Source organism: Pseudomonas sp. SCPG-7 (assembly GCF_002156405.1).
Lineage (GTDB): Bacteria > Pseudomonadota > Gammaproteobacteria > Pseudomonadales > Pseudomonadaceae > Aquipseudomonas > Aquipseudomonas parakoreensis.
In genome coordinates, this window is sequence record NZ_MVOO01000001.1 from 540,798 (window position 1) to 560,288 (window position 19,491).

General features: G+C 60.5%; 19 protein-coding genes. 10 read left to right on the forward strand and 9 right to left on the reverse strand.

What is annotated here, in order from left to right; genetic code table 11:
* Window positions 1-19: 19 nt before the first annotated feature.
* The gene (locus B1722_RS02475) at window positions 20-553 is read right to left on the reverse strand and encodes a tetratricopeptide repeat protein (protein WP_041063742.1); all 534 of its coding nucleotides are present in this window, start codon (window positions 551-553) and stop codon (window positions 20-22) included.
* Between the two features lie 175 nt (window positions 554-728).
* On the opposite strand from B1722_RS02475, the gene B1722_RS02480 reads away from it, so the two are divergent.
* From B1722_RS02480 to nudC, 3 genes are all read left to right on the forward strand, one after another.
* On the forward strand, window positions 729-1,502 hold the full coding sequence (locus B1722_RS02480; protein WP_086791143.1) for a class I SAM-dependent methyltransferase: 774 nt from the start codon (window positions 729-731) through the stop codon (window positions 1,500-1,502).
* A gap of 219 nt (window positions 1,503-1,721) precedes the next feature.
* Entirely contained in the window at window positions 1,722-2,534 is an 813-nt protein-coding gene (locus tag B1722_RS02485; RefSeq protein WP_086791145.1) for a crotonase/enoyl-CoA hydratase family protein, read from the forward strand.
* Between the two features lie 6 nt (window positions 2,535-2,540).
* Entirely contained in the window at window positions 2,541-3,371 is an 831-nt protein-coding gene (nudC, locus tag B1722_RS02490) for an NAD(+) diphosphatase (RefSeq protein WP_041063748.1), read from the forward strand.
* Here nudC and B1722_RS02495 read toward each other — a convergent pair.
* The 4 genes from B1722_RS02495 to B1722_RS02510 form a co-directional block, all read right to left on the reverse strand.
* Window positions 3,339-4,118 (reverse strand): TSUP family transporter, encoded by a 780-nt coding sequence (locus B1722_RS02495; RefSeq protein WP_041063750.1) that lies wholly within the window; start codon window positions 4,116-4,118, stop codon window positions 3,339-3,341. The two genes, nudC and B1722_RS02495, sit on opposite strands and share 33 nt — an antisense overlap.
* Window positions 4,119-4,222: 104 nt before the next feature.
* Window positions 4,223-4,744: a hypothetical protein gene (locus tag B1722_RS02500; RefSeq protein WP_041063752.1), complete on the reverse strand. Its 522-nt coding sequence runs from the start codon at window positions 4,742-4,744 to the stop codon at window positions 4,223-4,225.
* Between the two features lie 222 nt (window positions 4,745-4,966).
* Window positions 4,967-5,446, reverse strand: coding sequence for a nuclear transport factor 2 family protein (locus B1722_RS02505; protein WP_007963424.1), 480 nt, complete (start codon window positions 5,444-5,446; stop codon window positions 4,967-4,969).
* A 56-nt stretch (window positions 5,447-5,502) separates the two neighbouring features.
* Window positions 5,503-6,066 carry a TetR/AcrR family transcriptional regulator gene (locus B1722_RS02510; protein WP_086791147.1) on the reverse strand — a complete coding sequence of 188 codons (564 nt, stop codon included), beginning with the start codon at window positions 6,064-6,066 and terminating at the stop codon, window positions 5,503-5,505.
* A gap of 204 nt (window positions 6,067-6,270) precedes the next feature.
* On the opposite strand from B1722_RS02510, the gene pssA reads away from it, so the two are divergent.
* The gene (gene pssA / locus B1722_RS02515) at window positions 6,271-7,614 is read left to right on the forward strand and encodes a CDP-diacylglycerol--serine O-phosphatidyltransferase (RefSeq protein WP_086791149.1); all 1,344 of its coding nucleotides are present in this window, start codon (window positions 6,271-6,273) and stop codon (window positions 7,612-7,614) included.
* A 109-nt stretch (window positions 7,615-7,723) separates the two neighbouring features.
* On the opposite strand, the gene efeO (B1722_RS02520) is transcribed toward pssA, so the two are convergent.
* Genes efeO (B1722_RS02520) through efeU form a run of 4 tightly spaced genes read right to left on the reverse strand, consistent with a single transcriptional unit; the run spans window position 7,724 to window position 11,952 of the window.
* On the reverse strand, window positions 7,724-8,548 hold the full coding sequence (gene efeO, locus B1722_RS02520) for an iron uptake system protein EfeO (RefSeq protein WP_041063755.1): 825 nt from the start codon (window positions 8,546-8,548) through the stop codon (window positions 7,724-7,726).
* Between the two features lie 25 nt (window positions 8,549-8,573).
* Window positions 8,574-9,872, reverse strand: coding sequence for an iron uptake transporter deferrochelatase/peroxidase subunit (gene efeB, locus B1722_RS02525; protein WP_086791151.1), 1,299 nt, complete (start codon window positions 9,870-9,872; stop codon window positions 8,574-8,576).
* 17 nt (window positions 9,873-9,889) lie between these two features.
* Window positions 9,890-11,089, reverse strand: a complete 1,200-nt coding sequence (efeO, locus tag B1722_RS02530) for an iron uptake system protein EfeO (RefSeq protein ID WP_086791153.1) — start codon at window positions 11,087-11,089, stop codon at window positions 9,890-9,892.
* A gap of 8 nt (window positions 11,090-11,097) precedes the next feature.
* Window positions 11,098-11,952 (reverse strand): iron uptake transporter permease EfeU, encoded by an 855-nt coding sequence (efeU, locus tag B1722_RS02535; RefSeq protein WP_086791155.1) that lies wholly within the window; start codon window positions 11,950-11,952, stop codon window positions 11,098-11,100.
* Window positions 11,953-12,243: 291 nt separating this feature from the next.
* On the opposite strand from efeU, the gene B1722_RS02540 reads away from it, so the two are divergent.
* The 6 genes from B1722_RS02540 to B1722_RS02565 all read left to right on the forward strand — a co-directional run bounded on the left by B1722_RS02540 (window position 12,244) and on the right by B1722_RS02565 (window position 19,322).
* Window positions 12,244-13,260, forward strand: coding sequence for an AraC family transcriptional regulator (locus B1722_RS02540; protein WP_086791157.1), 1,017 nt, complete (start codon window positions 12,244-12,246; stop codon window positions 13,258-13,260).
* Window positions 13,261-13,506: 246 nt separating this feature from the next.
* Window positions 13,507-15,171, forward strand: a complete 1,665-nt coding sequence (locus B1722_RS02545; protein WP_086791159.1) for an AMP-binding protein — start codon at window positions 13,507-13,509, stop codon at window positions 15,169-15,171.
* Window positions 15,172-15,186: 15 nt separating this feature from the next.
* Window positions 15,187-15,948, forward strand: coding sequence for an SDR family NAD(P)-dependent oxidoreductase (locus B1722_RS02550; protein WP_086791161.1), 762 nt, complete (start codon window positions 15,187-15,189; stop codon window positions 15,946-15,948).
* A gap of 12 nt (window positions 15,949-15,960) precedes the next feature.
* A complete protein-coding gene (locus tag B1722_RS02555; RefSeq protein ID WP_041063768.1) occupies window positions 15,961-17,154 on the forward strand; it encodes an acetyl-CoA C-acyltransferase in 1,194 nt (397 codons plus the stop codon).
* A 147-nt stretch (window positions 17,155-17,301) separates the two neighbouring features.
* Complete coding sequence (locus B1722_RS02560; RefSeq protein ID WP_086791163.1) at window positions 17,302-18,429, forward strand: acyl-CoA dehydrogenase; 1,128 nt, start codon at window positions 17,302-17,304, stop codon at window positions 18,427-18,429.
* A 119-nt stretch (window positions 18,430-18,548) separates the two neighbouring features.
* A complete protein-coding gene (locus tag B1722_RS02565) occupies window positions 18,549-19,322 on the forward strand; it encodes an enoyl-CoA hydratase (protein WP_086791165.1) in 774 nt (257 codons plus the stop codon).
* Window positions 19,323-19,491 lie beyond the last annotated feature (169 nt).

A 19,491-nucleotide genomic window follows, 5' to 3' on the forward strand; every position in this document is an offset into this window, starting at 1 on the left:
TGGCGTTCCTTTATCTGTTTCAGGTTTTCGATGAATCGTTGATGGCTTCAGCCAGGTCCTGGTATTCCTCGCAAGAAGTCCCGCAAATCGATTTAATCTGCTGCAACTGTTCCTGCGCCAGGTCGACGCGGCCTTTGATTACATAGGCTTCGCCGAGGTATTCACGCACTTGCGCGTACTGCGGATCGAGTTTCACCGATTGCAGGTAATAGCCGATGCCTTCATCGGTACGCCCCAGTTTTCGCGTGGCGTAACCGCGATAGTTGAGGGCTTTGGCGGTGTTCGGTTGTTTGAGGGTGTCGAGCAGGGCCAGGGCTTCTTCGTATCGACCGTCCTTGGCCAGTCTGTAGGCGTAATCGGTACGGTCGGCATCCGGCACGGCACGGCTGGTCTGCATCACGCATTTCTGCGATTTGCTGTCCCAGACCTGGCCTTTGGGGCAATTGGGTTTCTGCACGGGCGCACTTTCATCACCGTTGGCAAACGCCATCGATGCAGACAGCGTGGTCACCAGCAGCAACGGGGCGGCGAACATAACGGAACGGATAGTCATGGGCAAGGCTCCACAGAAGGTTATGTTTCACTTTGAACACCACAGCACGGCTTTTTATTCATTGCTTTGTCAGGCTCTGTTCAAGGTAAGCGCAAATTGTGGCGTTATGCTCAAGAACGCCAGCCGTCCATCCAGCGCCTGACGATGCCACCGCGCTGCCATACGAGGAACTGCCATGAAAGATCAGGTCCATCACTCCGCTGCTGCCGGCTACAAGACTGCCGCCGACACCTACATCAAGGGCCGCCCGGACTACCCGCCGCAGGTCAGCCAGTGGTTGACCCAGACGTTGGGTCTGGACAGTCACAAGACGGTCATCGATCTGGGTGCCGGTACCGGCAAGTTCACCGGCCGGCTGGTGGCGACCGACGCGCAGGTGATCGCCGTGGAACCGGTGGCGCAGATGCTGGAAAAACTTTCCGCCGCCTGGCCGCAGGTGCTGGCGGTGAGCGGTACGGCGACCGATCTGCCACTGCCGGATGCGTCGGTGGATGCAGTGGTCTGCGCGCAGGCGTTTCACTGGTTCGCCACGCCCGAGGCCTTGAGCGAAATCGCCCGGGTGCTCAAGCCCGGCGGCAAGCTTGGCCTGATCTGGAACCTGCGCGACACGCAAGTCAGTTGGGTGCCGAAACTCGATGCTATCGTTAACGCGCTGGAAGGCGACACGCCGCGTTACTACACCGGCCAATGGCGTCAGGTGTTTCCGCATCCGGCGTTCGGGCCGCTGCAATTGCAGCAGTTCCACCATGGACATACCGGCTCGCCGGAGGACGTGATTTTCAATCGGGTGCGCTCCACCAGTTTCATTGCTGCGTTGCCGCAGGCGCAGCGGGACAAGGTCGATGAGCAGATTCGCGCGCTGATTGCCTCGGAGCCGGCGTTGCGTGGGCGGCATGTGCTGACGGTGCCTTATGAGACGGCGGCTTATGTGGCGGTGAAGGTTAGTTAGATCGGCGGTGAGCCTATCGCGGGCAAGCCACGCTCCCACAGGTCTTGGGCGGATCACAAAGTCTGTGATCAAACCTGACCCTGTGGGAGCGGGCTTGCCCGCGAAGAGGCCAGCCCTGACATTGCATCTCTCGACCCAGTCCCGCATTTGGCCGAACCGCCCTCGTGATGCCTTGTTATAGTTCGGGCCTCATTTTCTGCCCGGTAAAGGATCACTGCCATGACTCAATACACCGCCTTCAGCGTCGAACTGGCCGACAACATCGCGCACGTGCAGATCAATCGTCCGGAAAAGATCAACTCGATGAACGCCGCGTTCTGGAGCGAGATCGTCGAGATTTTCCAGTGGATCGATGACACCGATGAAGTGCGAGTGGTGGTGCTGAGCGGCAACGGCAAACACTTTTCCTCCGGCATCGACCTGATGATGCTCGCCGGCGTCGCCAATGAGCTGGGCAAGGACGTCGGCCGTAATGCGCGTCTGCTGCGGCGCAAGATCCTGACCCTGCAAGCCTCGTTCAACGCCGTCGATAATTGCCGCAAACCGGTGCTGGCGGCGATTCAGGGCTATTGCCTCGGTGGTGCCATCGACCTGATCGCCGCCTGCGACATGCGTTACGCTGCCGAGGACGCGCAATTCTCGATCAAGGAAATCGATATCGGCATGGCCGCCGATGTTGGCACTTTGCAACGGTTGCCACGGATCATCGGTGACGGCATGCTGCGTGAACTGGCTTACACCGGTCGTACGTTCGGTGCCGATGAAGCGCGCAGCCTCGGTCTGGTCAATCGCGTTTATGCTGACAAGGAGCTGCTGCTTGAAGGCGTGATGGACATTGCTCGCGACATCGCCCGCAAATCGCCCATCGCGGTCACCGGTACCAAGGAAATGATCAGCTACATGCGTGACCATCGCATCGACGACGGCCTCGAATACGTTGCCACCTGGAACGCCGCCATGTTGCAATCCACCGACTTGCGCGTGGCCATGGCCGCCCATATGAGTAAACAGAAACCCGAATTTCTGGATTGAGAAACCATGACAGCTCGCTGGACCACTGCAGTACTGGACACCGATCAACCCGGCGGCTGGGCCGTGGCGCGCAGCCCCGAAGGCTTTCTGTTCGATGACAACGGCGCGCTGTTCCCGCGGGAATGGCTCAAGCGTCAGGACTTGTCGATCCTCGCCGAGCATGGCATTGGCCATCTCGATGGCGAGCCGGTGTATCTGCTGGAGCTGCACAGTCACAGCGAAGTGCCGGGCTGCAACTGGAAGGGGCTACGGGCGTTCATGCTCGATGGCGATCACACCGTCTACAAGGTGTTGGGTTATGCCGCGCAGATCGGCACCTGGGCGCGCGAACATCGCTTCTGCGGCAACTGTGGCCAGGCGATGATGCAGGTGCCGAGGGAGCGGGCGATGTATTGCCAGCCGTGTGAGCTGCGCAGTTATCCGCGGATTTCGCCGAGCATGATCGTGCTGGTCACCCGTGGTGACGAGATCCTGCTGGCGCGCTCACCGCGTTTCGTCACCGGGGTCTACAGCACGCTGGCCGGGTTTGCCGAGCCGGGCGAATCGGCCGAGGATTGTCTGATTCGCGAGGTGCGCGAGGAAGTCAGCATCGAGGTGAAGAACATCCAGTACATGGGCAGTCAGTGCTGGCCGTTCCCGCATTCGATGATGCTGGGCTTCCATGCCGAATATGCCGGTGGCGAGATCGTCTGCCAGGAAGACGAGATCGAAGACGCCCAGTGGTTCAACGTGCACGATCTGCCGCCGTTGCCGGCGTCAAAATCGATTGCCCGTTACCTGATCGACGTCTACGTGGCGCGCCGTTTAGGCCACGCTGAACCAGTGTTGCCAGGCTAGGCGCACGGTCAGGCCCAGCACCACGGTAATGAACACCGGACGAATGAACTTGGCGCCGCCGCTGATTGCGGTGCGCGCCCCGAAGAATGCGCCGACCATCACCGACAGGCCCATGCTCAGGCCGATGATCCAGTCCACTTGCCCGGAAAACATGAACACCGACAGCGCCGCAATGTTGCTGACGAAGTTCATGCTGCGCGCCACACCGCTGGCCTTGACCAGGTCGATGGGGTAGAGCAGCAGGCTGCTGACGGTCCAGAACGCACCCGTGCCGGGGCCGGCCACGCCATCGTAGAAACCGAGGCTGAAGCCTTGGCTCGATTGCCATTTCTTCTTGATTGGCGCGTCGCTGTCCAGCGGCGCTTTTGGCGTACCGCCGAACAACAGATAGAGGCCGCAGGCGAAGACGATTACCGGCAGCATCTTGTTCAGCCATTCCGCCGGCAGGTAGTGCGCGACGACAGCACCGGTCAGCGCACCGACCAGGGTGCCGACGATCGCGTGCATCCACTGCCGAGGATGGAACAGTTTGCGTCGGTAGAAGGTGAAGCTGGCGGTGGCCGAGCCGAAGGTCGAACTGAGTTTGTTGGTGCCCAGCACCAGGTGCGGCGGCAGGCCGGCCGTCAGCAGCGCGGGCGTGGTCAGCAGACCACCGCCGCCGGCGATGGCGTCGATGAAGCCGGCAATGAAAGCGACAAGGGCCAGAACGGCCAGGGTAGTGAGGTCAACGCTGAGTTCGAAAGGCATGGAATCGGCTTGTGTGGCAGGAAGGAACGGGGCGTCATCATAGCCCGTAACACAGGCCTCCTGCGACACGGATCAGTTCTCGTCATGGGCGTCGGGATTTCACTTTAGTCGAGGGTCAAAAACTGAAAATTGTCGAGAAAATAACAGCCCTTGTTGCCGAACGGATCACTGGGTATGGCGACCTGAATATCCACCCGGCCGTAACCCTCTGGCGTAATGCCTTCCACCGTAATTGTCTGTGATTGCCGATCGACGTATCGCCAGCTGGTCCAGATAGTTGATTCGCCCTGAGCATTGGTCATCCAGATGGTATAAACGACGAATGCATTAATCAGCGGGTTGTCTGCCGTCTCGCGGCCCTGGATGTGAAAGGTTCTATGCTGGGTGTCTTCAAGAGGCACGGCATCGGGTGCCTCGATGTCGAAATCGAACTTGAAAGCTCCGGGCTTAACGCTGAAAATTTCAGCAGCCAGATTTTGTCCTTGATTTCTGCCGCCGACCATTCGAGCGGCAAAGTTGCCTTCGCGAAGTTCTACGGTTATTGGCGTGTCATATCCCCTGGGACGCCAGTAGTCGAAGTTGCCGCTGCTGAAATCACCATTTTTGATGCGATTGGTCTGTTTCATAGAGAGTCCTCAACGATCATGAAGTTGGCGGTACGCTCCGATCATTCAGTCAATCAAGACTTGTGACTACTGTCATAAATGACAGTCAGTTAGACATTTTCGCGATAAATCGATGGCGATCATCTTGAAACAGGAAGAAGGCTGCGATCCATTGACCTTGTTGCTTTCGAACAAGCCAATATCTCGCAGCCTCCGCATACTGCGACAGGGATTGCCGTGAACTTACAGACCCAGGTCCGACAGCCCCGGATGATCATCCGGACGCCGACCCAGCGGCCAATGGAACTTGCGTTCGCTTTCCTTGATCGGCATGTCGTTGATGCAGGCATAGCGCTGGAACATCAGGCCGTGCTCATCGAACTCCCAGTTTTCATTGCCATAGGAACGGAACCAGTTGCCCGAATCGTCGCGCCACTCATAGGCGTAGCGCACGGCAATCCGCGTATCCGAATAGGCCCAGAGTTCCTTGATCAGGCGGTAATCCAGTTCCTTGGCCCATTTACGGGTCAGGAACGCCTTGGCTTCTTCACGGTTGTTGGCGAACTCGGCGCGGTTGCGCCATTTCGTGTCGAGTGTGTAAGCCAGCGACACCTTCTCCGGGTCGCGGGAGTTCCAGCCATCTTCGGCCAGTCGAACTTTTTCGATAGCCGATTCACGATTGAACGGCGGTAGCGGTGGACGCACTTGGGCAGCAGTCGACATTGTCAGTCTCCCGATCTAATAAACGATTAAACAACGGTTCAGGCTTATTTAAGGCGTTACAGGTCCAATAACTTACGCGCCATGCATTGCGCATTATCAGCGGCACTGTGATCACCCATCACAAGCGCTACGGTAATGGCGCCGTCAATCAGGATCAGCAACTGCCTGGCCAGACGTTGCGGATCTTCGACGCCATGTTCGGTGCACAGCTCGCACAGGTAGTCGAGCAGCTTCTGTTTGTGGTCTTTGGCGACCTGGCGCACCGGGTCCTCGGGGTCACCGGTCTCGCCACTGGTATTGATGAAGGCGCAGCCGCGGAAGCCTTCCGAGGCGAACCAGCTTTTGAGCACGGTAAACAGGTTGAGCAGGCGGTCGGCCGGGGTTTCGGCCTGATCGACAGCGCTGCGGTACCAGTGCATCCAGCGCATGTCGCGGCGTTGCAGGGCGGCGACGGTCAGCTCCTCCTTGTTGGCGAAGTAGCGGTAAATGCTTTTTCTGGAGACGCCGGCGGTTTTCACCAGAAGATCCATGCCAGTGGCCGCAATGCCACTTTTGTAGATCAACTTTTCGGTGACATCCAGAATGATGTCGCGGGTCGAGGTGTCAGTGATTTCGTTCATGTGGCGAACAGTAGAACGATCGTTCTCCTTTCGCAAGCTATTTTTAATATCAAAAGATCGCAGCCTTCGGCAGCTCCTACAATGATCCCTGTTGGAGCTGCCGAAGGCTGCGATCTTTTGATCTCTTTACAGACACTCACAAGACCCGAACCGGTTGATGGTGTAAGCTCTCGGGTTCTTCGGATTCGACCCATTGCGAGCCCTATGCCGTTGCTTTTCAAACGCTCTTTGCTGCCCAAACTGCGCAGCTTTCCCCTGACTGCCGAGGCCGTGACCATTCTGTCCGGCGCCGCCGAGTTCCGTCGTTGCCTGCTGGAGAAAATCGCCGAGGCGACCCGGCGCATCTACATCGTTGCGCTGTATCTGCAGCACGACGAGGCCGGTCAGGAAATCCTCGATGCCTTGCACGCCGCCAAGCTCAAGCGCCCGGAGCTGGAGATCGTCGTGGTGGTTGACTGGCTGCGCGCCCAGCGCGGGTTGATCGGTGCCGGCAAACAGCCGGGCAACTCGGCGTGGTACCAGGAAATGACCCGCACGCATCAGAGTGAAGTGCCGGTCTACGGCGTGCCGGTGCAGACCCGCGAACTGTTCGGCGTCCTGCATCTGAAAGGCTTCGTGATCGATGACTGTGTGGTTTACAGCGGTGCGAGCCTGAACAACGTCTACCTGCACAAGTTCGACAAGTACCGCTTCGACCGCTACCACGTACTGCACAGCCGCGAACTGGCGGACTCGATGAATCATCTGGTCAAACACGGTCTGATCGAATCCAAGGCTGTGCATCGCCTCGACCTGCCGAACCTGCCGACCACCCGCAGCCTGCGCAACGACATCGGCGACCTGCGCAGCCGTCTCAAATACGCGGCGTACGACACCAGCGCCGGCAGTACCGCGCATAGCGGCCTGTCGGTGAGTCCGCTGCTGGGCGTGGGCAAGAACAACCCGTTGAACCGGGTGATTGTCGAACTGATCGCCAGTGCGCAACAGCAGCTGACGATTTGCACCCCGTATTTCAATCTGCCGCTGCCGATCATCCGCGAGATCAACCGCGCGCTGGCCCGTGGGGTGACGATCGACATCGTGGTCGGCGACAAAACCGCCAACGATTTCTACATTCCGCCGAGCGAGCCGTTCAAGGTGATTGCGGCGCTGCCGTACCTGTACGAAATCAGCCTGCGCCGCTTCGCCAAGCGTCATCAGCGCAACATCGACAGCGGCCAGTTGAACCTGCATCTTTGGCGTGACGGCGACAACAGCTATCACCTCAAAGGCATGTGGGTGGATCAGCGCTATACGCTGCTGACCGGCAACAATCTCAACCCGCGGGCGTTTCGTCTCGACCTGGAAAACGCGCTGCTGATCGATGATCCGCAAGGCGAGTGGCTTGAGCCACGGGCGAAGGAGCAGGCAGAGATTTTCCGCAACACCACACGGATTGCCAGCTTCCAGAATCTGGAAACCTTGCCGGAGTACCCGGCGGGAGTGGCGAAGTTTCTCAAGCGGGTCAGTCGGGTGCGGATTGAGCGGTTGCTTTACCGGATTTTGTAACCGTTAAAAGCAAAAGATCGCAGCCTCCGGCAGCTCCTACATTGGGTATGTGAACACCCTGTAGGAGCTGCCGAAGGCTGCGATCTTTTTTACTGGCGACTCAAATCCGTCAGTTCAGCCCCAACTTGCCACGCAACGTGGACAGGTCTTCCGCCAACGTATTGACCGGGCCAACCAGCGCCTTGCGATCATTGTCCTTCACCTTGTCATACGTCTCGAAACCACCGTCCTTGGTCTTGTACTTGGCGAGGATCTTGTCCACGGTGGCGAAGTTCTTGTCGACTTTGGCAACGAACGCCTTGTCCTGCTTTTCGATCTGCGGACGGAACAGGTCGACGATTTTCTTCGCACCGTCGATATTGCCCTGGAAGTCATACAGGTCGGTGTGGCTGTAGCGATCTTCTTCACCGGAGATCTTGGTCGCGGCAACTTCTTCTAACAGCGCGGCCGCACCGCCGACGACTTTCTCCGGCGGGAAGGTCAGGCCGGCGACGCGGGTCTGCAGGTCTTTGACGTCGCTGTCCAGCTTGTCAGCCAGCGCCGTCAGGCCTTCGGTGCTCTTCTCCGAGAACAGCGAATATTCGAGGCGATGGAAACCGGTGAAATCTTCAGCCTTCACGCCTTTTTCGTGGTCGTCGACGCGCGAGTCGATGGACGCATCAAGGTCACTGAACAGCTCGGCAATCGGCTCGATCGACTCGTAGTAAACGCGGGTCGGCGCGTAGAGCTTTTGCGCGGTGGCCAGATCGCCTTTCTTCACCGCATCGGTGAACTGCTTGGTGTGGCTGCCCAGTTCATCCAGTTGCTCGGTGACGTAGATCTTGTAGTCCGACACCGGGCCGACCAGATCCAGCGGTGCTGTTGCGGCGAACGCCGACAACGGGGTGTTGAGTAAACCGAGGGTCAGCAATAACGCGAGTGGCGACTTTTTCATGGAGCGGCTCCGAGGTTTTTTATGGTTAGGCAGCTGTTTTGGGTTGGGTGGCGTTGAGCAGCGAGCGACCGATGAAATCCTTGTCGCCGGTGACACCCGGGAGGGTGAAGAAGTAACCGCCGCCGACCGGTTTGAGGTACTCCTCAAGCGGCTCGCCGTTGAGGCGGGTCTGCACGGTGATGAAGCCTTTTTCCAGGTCGGCCTGATAGCAGATGAACAGCAGGCCCATGTCGAGCTGGCCGTTCTTGTTTACGCCGTTGGAGTAGTTGAACGGCCGGCGCAGGATCAGGTTGGCCTGACTCGCGGCGGTGCGCGGGTTGGCCAGGCGGATGTGCGCGTCGAGCTTGGTCAGCTTGCCTTGCGGGTCTTTGCTGTAATCCGGGACCTCGGTTTCATGGTGGGCGCCCACCGGCGCGCCCGTGGTTTTGACCCGACCGATGATGCTTTCCTGTTCCTGCAACGGCGTACGGTCCCAGCGCTCGACGAAATTGCGGATGATCCGTACCGCTTGATAGCTGCCGTGCGCCGCCCAGGCCGGTTCATCGCTGCCCGGTTGCACCCAGACAATCTTGTCCATGGCCTTGGCGTCGTTGGAATCGGGGTTGGCCGAGCCGTCACGGAAACCGAGGAAGTTACGCGCCGATTGCGCCGGCACACCCGGTTTGACCGGGGCTTGCGGCGGCACGCTGCCTTCCTGTTTCCAGCGCACCAGCAGTAGATCAGGCAGGTTTTTGACGATGTCGCGCAGGGCGTGAATGTTGGTGTCGGCGGTGTTCGAGCAGAATTGCAGGCTCAAGTCGCCGTGGCAGCAATCGGCCTCCAGTGCATCGTTGGGGAAGCCGACCATGCGTTGCAGACGCTTCGGTTTGGCGGCGGCCAGGCCGAAGCGCTCGTCGAACAGCGACTCGCCCACCGAGACGGTGATGGTCAGGTTGTCCGGGGTCACGATCGGGCCAAGGATGCCGGAATCCGGCGGTGGCAGTTTCGGATCGACCTGTGCCACCGGGCCGCCCTTCATCAGGAACGCGATGCGCTCGTTGAGGGTGCGGAACAGCCGCTCAAGGTCTTCGCGATCGCTGGCCAGTACGTCGAACGACACGAACATGCCGGACGCCGGGCGCGGGGTGACGATGCCGGTCTGGTGCAGGCCGTGGAAGTCGTGGCGGTCTTCGGTCTTGTCGCTGCTCGGCGCTTCGGTGACTTGCGCCGGGGCTGCAGCCATGGCTGGACAGCTCAGGGCCGACCCGGCCAGGGCGACACCGGCGACACCCATGCCCAGCAGCAGGCGGCGACGTTGCACATCGAGGTTTTGCAATTCTTTCATCAGTATTCGTCTTCTGCTTACAGGCCGGAGAGGCCGAGGGCGGGGTCGATGCCATCCAGAGCGTCGGCAAGTGCCTTGGCCTTGTCGGCGATCTGTTTGCGTTGTGCGCCACTGACCGTGTCGTATGTGGCGTAGCCGTCCTTGACCTTGAAGCTGTTCAGTACGCTGGCGAAATCACTCAGCGCTGCGTCAATTTTCGGCAGCAGCTCTGGCGCCGACTTGCTCAGCATCGGCCGCAGCAGCTCGACCACTTTGTGCGCGGTCTCCAGATTGCCGGCAAAACCGTTGAGATCGGCGTGGCTGTAGCGTTCCTCTTCACCGCTGGCGGCGCGCACGTCGGCCAGGGTGTTGAGGTTGCGCACCACGATGCTCACCAGCTGTTCCGGCGGCAGCGATTGGGCCAGCAGTTGTTGCTTGAGCGTGGTGACGTCGGCCAGCAGACGCTCGGCGACCGGGACCAAGCCGTCGAGGCTGCGCTGCTGGAACAGCGCATATTCGACGCGGTGGAAGCCGACGAACGCTGGATCCTGCTCACGTTTTTCGAAGTAATCGGCGCGAGCGTTGATGCTGTTGTCCAGTTCCGCCAGACGTTGCGCGGCAGGTGCCAGACGCTGGTAAGCGGCACGGGCCGGCAGGTACAGCGCTTGCGCCTGCGCCAGGTCGCCGCTGGCAATTGCCTGATTCAGCGCGGTCACGGCTTTGATCAGCGCGCTGCCCTGAGTGGCCAGATACACGCGGAACTCCGACAAAGGCCCGACGAAAGCGACCATCGACGGCTTGGCCTTGGCGGCAGCGTCGGAGGCCGCAGTCGGCGTTACGTGAAGCACGCCGCGCGGGTTGCTCAGCAACCCGCAAGTGATCGCGTAGTCGCCGGGTTGCAGGTTGGCGTTGATCACCTGGCTCAGGCCCGGGGCGATGTTCTCGCGCTCTTCGATCACCAGCACGCCGTCGAGGATTTCCCATTCCACCGCGCGGTCGGAGCGGTTGACGATGCGGAAACTGGCGCGGCCGGCGGGAACCGTCAATTCATTCGGATCGCAGCTGTGCGCGTTGATGTTGACCACGACTTCATCATGGTTGTGCTGACGCTTGGCCGCAGCCATTTTCGAGGCGTAGTAGAACAAGCCGCCGGCGGCGATCATCACGACCACCGAACCAGCCACCGCCCAGCGCAAGGCGCGGGGAGGCGAGGCCTGAGGAGTATTAGGCGTTGACATGGGTGCCCTTATTGGCTGGAAACGGAAGACGATTTGCCGGCTGTGTCTGCGCTTGAGGCCGGCGCGGCGGGGTAGAAAAACATCACCAGCGCCAGCACCAGATAGATCAGGTACGCACCGAGGGTGCTGACGGTCGGCGCATCCTGATACCCGAACATGCCGGTCAGCACCGAACCCAGCGGGCCGTCCATCGGCAGCGTCGCGCTGAAATCGAACAGCACGCTTTGCAGGTGGTTCCACACACCGGCTTCATGCAGGGCTTGCACCGAGTTGGCGAGGATTCCGGCGGCGACCACCAGAATGAACAACCCGGTCCACTTGAAGAACGCCGACAGGTTCAGGCGCATGCTGCCGCTGTAGATCAGGAAACCGACGACGATTGCCAGCACCAGGCCGAGCAGGGCACCGATCGGCGCGCCTGGGCCTTCGCTCTGCTGGAATACCGCGAGCAGAAAGAACACGGTTTCCAGTCCTTCGCGAGCCACGGCGAAAAACACCATGGCGATCAGTGCGATTACTTGATGCTTTGACGAGGTCAAGGCGTGATCCAGCGAGGCCTGTAATGAATGCTTGATCGAACGCGCGACCTTGCGCATCCAGAACACCATTGAACTGAGGATGCCCACAGCGACCAGTCCGACAATGCCTTCGAACAATTCCTGCTGTTTCTGCGGGAATTCGGCACTGACCAGTTCCAGGCCGCCGCCGACCAGCAGCGCCAGCGCCGCGGCGAGGAAGACACCGATCCACACCGCCGGCAGCCATTGGCCACGACCGGTTTGTTGCAGGTAGCTGGCGATGATGCCAACGATCAGCGCGGCTTCAATGCCTTCGCGCAGCATGATCAGAAAGGGAACGAGCATTCAGGCAACCACGAGTAATTTAGATAGGTGGCTAAGTTGTAACATAATGACACACATTCCCAAATGGGGATGGTTGACATTTACCTGAACGTTCGCTGAACGACCTGTTTTTCGTCCCCCGCACAGCCCCCCCTGTAGGAGCTGCCGAAGGCTGCGATCTTTTGATCTTTTTTTTAAAAATCAAAGTCAAAAGATCGCAGCCTGCGGCAGCTCCTACAGGGGATTCGTGCTGAATTCGCATCCTGCGTTAAGATGCCCGTCACTCGAAAACCACAAGGTCTGCCTCGCTCCATGTCGGAAAAAGACACCATCGCCGTGCAGCTGGTGCGTGAAGCGCTGCTGCAAAGTTGTGCCCCGGGCGTGGCCACGGATGAAGTCTTGAACAAGGTCGGGGTTGCGCCGGCCCTGCTGCACAGCGAACAGGGCAGGGTGCCCGCCTCGCAATACGCCAGACTTTGGCGTCTGCTGGCCCGGCGCGGCGATGACGAGTTCTTTGGCATGGATCCGCGCCGGCTCAGGTCCGGCAGCCTCGAATTCCTCTGCCGCAGCGCCATGGCGCAATCGACGCTGGCCGCCGGCCTGAACATGGGCCTGAGTTTTCTCTCGCTGATGCTGGAAAAAATGCCCGCGCAACTGGTGCATCAGCAGAGCCTGGCGGAAATCGTCCTGCTCGAAGACGACCCGGAACCGCGCCGCGCGTTCACCTATTTCACCTATTGGATGATCGTCCACGGCGTGGCCTGCTGGCTGGCGGGGCGCCGGATTCCGATTCTGGCGATCGAATTGCGCTGCGCCGAGCCGGATTTCTGCGACGACTATCGGGTGATGTTCTCGGAAAACCTGCGCTTCGAGCGTCCGCGCACGCGGATGATCTTTGCTGCTGACTGCCTCGACCTGCCGATCAAGCGTACGGCTGAAGAACTGAAACGCTTTCTGGCCCATGCGCCGGCGAACATTCTGGTGAAGTACCGCGATCCTGAGAGCCTTGCCAGCCGGATCAAGCAGGATCTGCGGCAGTTGCCCGCCGAACATTGGCCGGAGACCGAGGCGCTGGCGCAGCAACTGTGCATGTCCGCTTCGACTCTGCGCCGGCGTTTGTCCGAGGAAGGGCAGACCTATCAGGGTCTCAAGGACAGCGTGCGCAAGGAATTGGCGATCAGTTGGCTGGCGGAGCCGTCGATCAGCTTCGTCGAGATCGCCACGCGGCTGGGGTTTGCCGATGCGAGTTCGTTCTACAAGGCGTTTCGCAAGTGGTCGGGGTCCAATCCGGGGCATTACCGTACGTTGATCCTTAATGAAGTGGTCTGATTCAGAGCATCTGTCGCCTGGCCCGGCGCCATCGCTGGCAAGCCAGCTCCCACAGAGTTTGCGCTAACCCTGTGGGAGCTGGCTTGCCAGCGATAGGGCCGGTCAAGGCAACACATCCCTTGAAACATGGCCAAACCAGTCAGCCACTTTGATGGCTTTGACCATTGCCGCTTCAGCGCCGCAGCGCGACTATCCCTGTGTTGTTTACGGTTCCCAGCCTAATAAAAACACCGAGGGATTCTGGCAATGCGCGATTACTTGTCTGCCACCAAACAGTTCAACTATCAGCACACCGTGGACGCGGCGCTCAGCGGCACGCTGGAGGCGCTCAACGCCTGCGTCGAATGTTGCGACCGCCATGCCTTGCCGGGGCGCATCGCGCTGTTCTGGGAAGGCCGCGACGGTGCCAGTGCCACGTACACCTTCAGCGAACTGCAAGACAAAGCCGCGCGCTTCGCCAATTTCCTTCTCGAACAAGGCGTGCAGAAGGGCGACAAGGTCGCCGGCCTGCTGCCACGCAACATCGAATTGCTCATCACCGTGTTCGCCACCTGGCGCATCGGCGCGGTGTATCAGCCGCTGTTCACCGCGTTCGGCCCCAAGGCCATCGAGCATCGCCTGAACAGTTCCGGCGCCAAAGTGGTGGTCACCGACGCGGTCAACCGGCCGAAACTCGCTGAAGTCAGCGAATGCCCGACCATCGTCAGCGTCGGCGGCGCCAAGGGCCAGGGCATCGTCCGTGGCGACTTCAGTTTCTGGGCCGAGCTGGCCAACTATTCCAGCGTTTGCGAACCGGTCCTGCTGACGGGTGACGATCCGTTCCTGTTGATGTTCACCTCGGGCACCACCGGCCCGTCGAAAGCGCTGTCGGTGCCGCTCAAGGCCATCGTCGCGTTCCAGAGCTACACCCGCGACGCGGTGGATCTGTGCCCTGAAGATTCGTTCTGGAACGTCGCCGATCCGGGCTGGGCCTATGGCATCTATTTCGGCGTCACCGGCCCGCTGTCGATGGGGCATCCGATCACCTTTTACGATGGCCCGTTCACCCTCGAAAGCACCTGCCGGGTAATCAACAAATACGGCATCACCAATCTCACCGGTTCGCCGACCGCGTACCGCTTGCTGATTGCCGGTGGCAACGAATTCGCCAAGTCGATCAAGGGCAAGCTGCGCATTGTCAGCAGCGCCGGCGAACCGCTCAATCCGGAAGTGATTCGCTGGTTCGCCGACAACCTCGGCGTAGTGATTCATGACCATTACGGCCAGACCGAACTGGGCATGGTCCTGTGCAACCACCACGGTCTGCAGCATCCGATCCACCTCGGCGCCGCCGGTTTCGCTTCACCAGGCCATCGCATCGTGGTGCTCGACGAGCACCACAACGAACTCGGCGTCGGCCAGCCGGGCATCCTCGCGATCGACCGCACGCAGTCGCCGATGTGCTGGTTCGGCGGCTACGAGGGTGTGCCGACCAAGGCCTTCGTCGGCGATTACTACCTCAGCGGCGACACGGTGGAATGGAACCCGGACGGCAGCATCAGCTTCGTCGGGCGCAGTGATGACGTGATCACCACCTCTGGCTACCGCGTCGGCCCGTTCGACGTCGAGAGCGCGCTGATCGAGCACCCGGCAGTGGTCGAAGCGGCCGTGGTCGGCAAGCCCGATCCGGAGCGCACCGAACTGGTCAAGGCCTTCGTCGTGCTCAACCCGCAATACCGCGCCGAACCGGCGCTGGCCGAAGAGTTGCGCCAACACGTGCGCAAGCGTCTGGCCGCGCATTCGTACCCCCGTGAAATCGAATTTGTCAGCGAATTGCCGAAAACCCCAAGCGGCAAATTGCAGCGCTTTATCTTGCGCAACCAGGAAATCGCCAAGGCTCAAGAGGCCGCGGCGCACAACGTTTCAGCTTGAATCAGGAAGTCCGTCATGCAGATCGAGAACAAGGTTTTTATCGTCACCGGCGGCGCGTCCGGCCTGGGTGCCGCCACCGCCGAATTGCTGGTCAACGCCGGCGCCAAAGTGATGTTGGTGGACATGAATGCCGAAGCCGTCGCCGCGCAGGCCCAGCGCCTTGGCGCGCAAAGTGTGGTGGCCGATATCAGCAATGAAGCCGCTGCCGAAGCCGCCGTGCAGGCGACCGTTAAAGCCTTCGGCAGCCTCAACGGACTGGTCAACTGCGCCGGTATCGTCCGTGGCGAAAAGATCCTCGGCAAGAACGGCCCGCATGCGCTGTCGAGTTTTGCCCAAGTGATCAACGTCAATCTGATCGGCAGCTTCAACATGCTGCGACTGGCCGCAGCGGCCATTGCCGAGAGCGAAGCCAATGCCGATGGCGAGCGTGGGGTGATCATCAATACCGCCTCGGTCGCGGCGTTCGATGGCCAGATCGGTCAGGCGGCGTATTCTGCTTCCAAAGGCGCGATTGCCAGCCTGACCCTGCCGGCCGCGCGTGAACTGGCACGTTTCGGCATCCGCGTGATGACCATCGCTCCGGGCATTTTCGAAACCCCGATGATGGCCGGCATGACCCCGGAAGTGCGCGAGTCGCTGGCCGCTGGCGTACCTTTTCCGCCGCGCCTCGGGAAACCTGCCGAGTACGCCGCGCTGGTTCGGCATATCATCGAAAACAGCATGCTCAACGGTGAGGTGATCCGTCTCGACGGCGCCTTGCGCATGGCCGCCAAGTAAGGAGGATTTGTCATGACTATTGCCAACGATCCGATTGTTATCGTCAGTGCCGTCCGTACCCCGATGGGCGGTTTTCAGGGCGAACTGAAAAGCCTCACCGCGCCGCAACTCGGTGCCGCCGCGATCAAGGCCGCAGTTGAACGGGCCGGCGTCGCCAACGACGCGGTCGACGAAGTGTTGTTCGGTTGTGTATTGCCCGCCGGCCTCGGTCAGGCACCGGCCCGTCAGGCGGCTCTGGGCGCCGGGCTGGATAAATCCACGCGTTGCACCACGGTCAACAAGATGTGCGGTTCGGGCATGGAAACCACCATCCTCGCCCATGACATGCTGCTGGCCGGCAGCGCCGACGTGGTGATCGCTGGCGGCATGGAAAGCATGTCCAACTCGCCGTACCTGCTGGACCGCGCCCGCGCCGGTTACCGCATGGGCCATGGCCGCGTGCTCGATTCGATGTTCCTCGACGGCCTTGAAGACGCCTACGACAAGGGCCGTCTGATGGGCACCTTCGCCGAAGATTGTGCCGAAACCAACGACTTCAGCCGCGAAGCCCAGGATGCGTTTGCCATCGCCTCGACCACCCGCGCCCAGCAGGCGATCAAGGACGGCAGCTTCAAAGCCGAGATCGTTCCGCTCACAGTGACCGTCGGCAAGGAACAGCGGCTGATCAGCAACGACGAGCAGCCGCCGAAAGCCAAGCTGGACAAGGTCGCCTCGCTGAAACCGGCGTTCCGCGAAGGCGGCACGGTGACAGCGGCCAACTCCAGCTCGATCTCCGACGGCGCGGCGGCACTGGTGCTGATGCGTCAGTCGCAGGCGCAGAAACTCGGGTTGAAACCGCTGGCGGTGATTCACGGTCACGCTGCGTTTGCCGACACGCCGGGCCTGTTCCCGGTGGCACCGATTGGCGCGATCAAGAAGCTGGTGAAGAAGACCGGTTGGGCGTTGAACGAGGTCGATCTGTTCGAAATCAACGAAGCGTTCGCCGTGGTAGCGATGGCCGCGATGACCCACCTGGAAATCCCCCACGACAAGCTCAACGTGCACGGCGGCGCCTGCGCGCTGGGCCATCCGATCGGTGCCTCGGGCGCGCGGATTCTGGTGACCTTGCTCTCGGCCCTGCGCCAGAAAAATCTGAAACGCGGGATTGCGGCGATTTGCATCGGCGGCGGTGAAGCCACAGCGATGGCCGTGGAATGCGTGTATTAACGTTGGCACCGGACCCTGTGGGAGCGGGCTTGCCCGCGATGGCGGTGGGTCACACAGTCAATATGTTTACTGACACGGCCCCATCGCTGGCAAGCCAGCTCCCACAGGATTCTGTGTGGTAACCCGGATTTAAGTTAAGGATCCACCATGATTCCCAACGAAGACCAAACCCAGATCCGCGACATGGCCCGGCAGTTCGCCGAGGAACGGCTGAAACCGTTCGCCGCCGAGTGGGATCGCGAACATCGTTTCCCCAAGGAAGCCATCGGCGAAATGGCCGAGCTGGGCTTTTTCGGCATGCTCGTGCCGGAACAGTGGGGCGGTTGTGACACCGGTTACCTGGCCTACGCCATGGCCTTGGAAGAAATCGCCGCCGGCGACGGCGCCTGCTCGACCATCATGAGCGTGCACAACTCGGTCGGCTGCGTGCCGATCCTCAAGTTCGGCAACGACGACCAGCGCGAGCGCTTCCTCAAACCGTTGGCCAGCGGCGCCATGCTCGGTGCCTTCGCTTTGACTGAACCGCAGGCCGGCTCCGATGCCAGCAGCCTGAAAACCCGCGCCCGTCTGGAGGGCGATCACTACGTGCTCAACGGCTGCAAACAGTTCATCACTTCCGGACAGAACGCCGGGATCGTGATCGTGTTTGCGGTGACCGATCCGAGTGCCGGCAAGCGCGGCATCACGGCGTTCATCGTGCCCACCGATTCACCGGGCTACAAAGTCGCACGGGTCGAAGACAAACTCGGCCAGCACGCGTCGGACACCTGCCAGATTCTGTTTGAAGACGTGAAAGTGCCGGTGGGCAATCGGCTGGGTGAAGAGGGGGAAGGCTACAAAATCGCCCTGGCCAACCTTGAAGGCGGACGTGTCGGTATCGCTTCGCAAGCGGTGGGCATGGCCCGTGCCGCGTTCGAAGCGGCCCGCGACTACGCCCGCGAGCGCGACACCTTTGGCAAACCGATCATCGAACACCAAGCCGTGGCCTTCCGCCTCGCCGATATGGCCACGCAGATCGCCGTCGCCCGGCAAATGGTGCATTACGCCGCCGCGCTGCGCGATAGCGGTCAGCCGGCGCTGGTCGAGGCTTCGATGGCGAAACTGTTCGCCTCGGAAATGGCCGAGAAAGTCTGCTCGATGGCGTTGCAGACGCTGGGCGGTTACGGTTATCTCAACGACTTCCCGCTGGAACGCATTTACCGTGACGTGCGCGTCTGCCAGATCTACGAAGGCACCAGCGACATTCAACGCATGGTCATCTCACGCAACCTTTAACCCCAACCCTTTGTAGGAGCTGCCGCAGGCTGCGATCTTTTGCTTTTGATTGTTAAAAACAAGATCAAAAGATCGCAGCCTGCGGCAGCTCCTACAGGGTACAAATTCAGGAGTCATGTATGAGCTACGAAACAATTCTGCTGGAAAACCATGGCCGCGTCGGCCTGATCACCCTGAACCGTCCGCAGGCGCTGAATGCGTTGAACGCGCAACTGGTCAGCGAAGTGAACCACGCCCTTGATGCTCTGGAAGCAGACGCGAACATCGGTTGCATCGTCATCACCGGTTCGAAGAAAGCCTTCGCCGCCGGCGCTGATATCAAGGAAATGGCCGAGCTGAGCTATCCGCAAATCTACATGGACGACCTGTTCAGCGACAGCGACCGCGTGGCCAACCGCCGCAAGCCGATCATCGCTGCGGTCAACGGTTTCGCTCTTGGCGGTGGCTGTGAACTGGCGTTGATGTGCGACTTCATTCTGGCAGGCGACAACGCCAAATTCGGTCAACCGGAAATCAACCTCGGCGTGCTCCCGGGCATGGGCGGCACCCAGCGCCTGACCCGCGCGGTGGGCAAAGCCAAGGCCATGGAAATGTGCCTCAGCGGCCGGATGATCGATGCGGTGGAGGCCGAACGTTGCGGCATCGTTGCGCGGATCGTACCGAGCGATGAACTGCTCGACGAGGCGCTGAAGGTCGCCGCGGTGATCGCCAGCAAGTCGCTGCCGATTGCGATGATGGTCAAGGAAAGCGTCAACCGTGCGTTTGAGGTCAACCTGACTGAAGGCGTGCGTTTCGAGCGCCGGGTGTTCCACGCGGCGTTTGCGACGCAGGATCAGAAGGAAGGGATGGCGGCGTTTGTGGCCAAGCGCGCGCCGGAGTTTACCGGTAAGTAATGTTGCGTTCTCACTGACGCTATCGCGGGCAAGCCCGCTCCCACAGGGGATTTATGTCGTACACAAATCCCCTGTGGGAGCGAGCCTGCTCGCGAAGCTTTTGAGGCAACATCAAAAGATCGCAGCCTTCGGCAACTCCTACACCGGTTTCCTGTAGGAGCTGCCGAAG

Excerpts from the sequence above, each read along its gene's own strand:
- B1722_RS02475 (WP_041063742.1), bottom strand. The coding sequence starts at position 553 with ATGACTATCCGTTCCGTTATGTTCGCCGCCCCGTTGCTGCTGGTGACC.
- B1722_RS02480 (WP_086791143.1), top strand. The coding sequence starts at position 729 with ATGAAAGATCAGGTCCATCACTCCGCTGCTGCCGGCTACAAGACTGCC.
- B1722_RS02485 (WP_086791145.1), top strand. The coding sequence starts at position 1,722 with ATGACTCAATACACCGCCTTCAGCGTCGAACTGGCCGACAACATCGCG.
- nudC (WP_041063748.1), top strand. The coding sequence starts at position 2,541 with ATGACAGCTCGCTGGACCACTGCAGTACTGGACACCGATCAACCCGGC.
- B1722_RS02495 (WP_041063750.1), bottom strand. The coding sequence starts at position 4,118 with ATGCCTTTCGAACTCAGCGTTGACCTCACTACCCTGGCCGTTCTGGCC.
- B1722_RS02500 (WP_041063752.1), bottom strand. The coding sequence starts at position 4,744 with ATGAAACAGACCAATCGCATCAAAAATGGTGATTTCAGCAGCGGCAAC.
- B1722_RS02505 (WP_007963424.1), bottom strand. The coding sequence starts at position 5,446 with ATGTCGACTGCTGCCCAAGTGCGTCCACCGCTACCGCCGTTCAATCGT.
- B1722_RS02510 (WP_086791147.1), bottom strand. The coding sequence starts at position 6,066 with ATGAACGAAATCACTGACACCTCGACCCGCGACATCATTCTGGATGTC.
- pssA (WP_086791149.1), top strand. The coding sequence starts at position 6,271 with ATGCCGTTGCTTTTCAAACGCTCTTTGCTGCCCAAACTGCGCAGCTTT.
- efeO (WP_041063755.1), bottom strand. The coding sequence starts at position 8,548 with ATGAAAAAGTCGCCACTCGCGTTATTGCTGACCCTCGGTTTACTCAAC.
- efeB (WP_086791151.1), bottom strand. The coding sequence starts at position 9,872 with ATGAAAGAATTGCAAAACCTCGATGTGCAACGTCGCCGCCTGCTGCTG.
- efeO (WP_086791153.1), bottom strand. The coding sequence starts at position 11,089 with ATGTCAACGCCTAATACTCCTCAGGCCTCGCCTCCCCGCGCCTTGCGC.
- efeU (WP_086791155.1), bottom strand. The coding sequence starts at position 11,952 with ATGCTCGTTCCCTTTCTGATCATGCTGCGCGAAGGCATTGAAGCCGCG.
- B1722_RS02540 (WP_086791157.1), top strand. The coding sequence starts at position 12,244 with ATGTCGGAAAAAGACACCATCGCCGTGCAGCTGGTGCGTGAAGCGCTG.
- B1722_RS02545 (WP_086791159.1), top strand. The coding sequence starts at position 13,507 with ATGCGCGATTACTTGTCTGCCACCAAACAGTTCAACTATCAGCACACC.
- B1722_RS02550 (WP_086791161.1), top strand. The coding sequence starts at position 15,187 with ATGCAGATCGAGAACAAGGTTTTTATCGTCACCGGCGGCGCGTCCGGC.
- B1722_RS02555 (WP_041063768.1), top strand. The coding sequence starts at position 15,961 with ATGACTATTGCCAACGATCCGATTGTTATCGTCAGTGCCGTCCGTACC.
- B1722_RS02560 (WP_086791163.1), top strand. The coding sequence starts at position 17,302 with ATGATTCCCAACGAAGACCAAACCCAGATCCGCGACATGGCCCGGCAG.
- B1722_RS02565 (WP_086791165.1), top strand. The coding sequence starts at position 18,549 with ATGAGCTACGAAACAATTCTGCTGGAAAACCATGGCCGCGTCGGCCTG.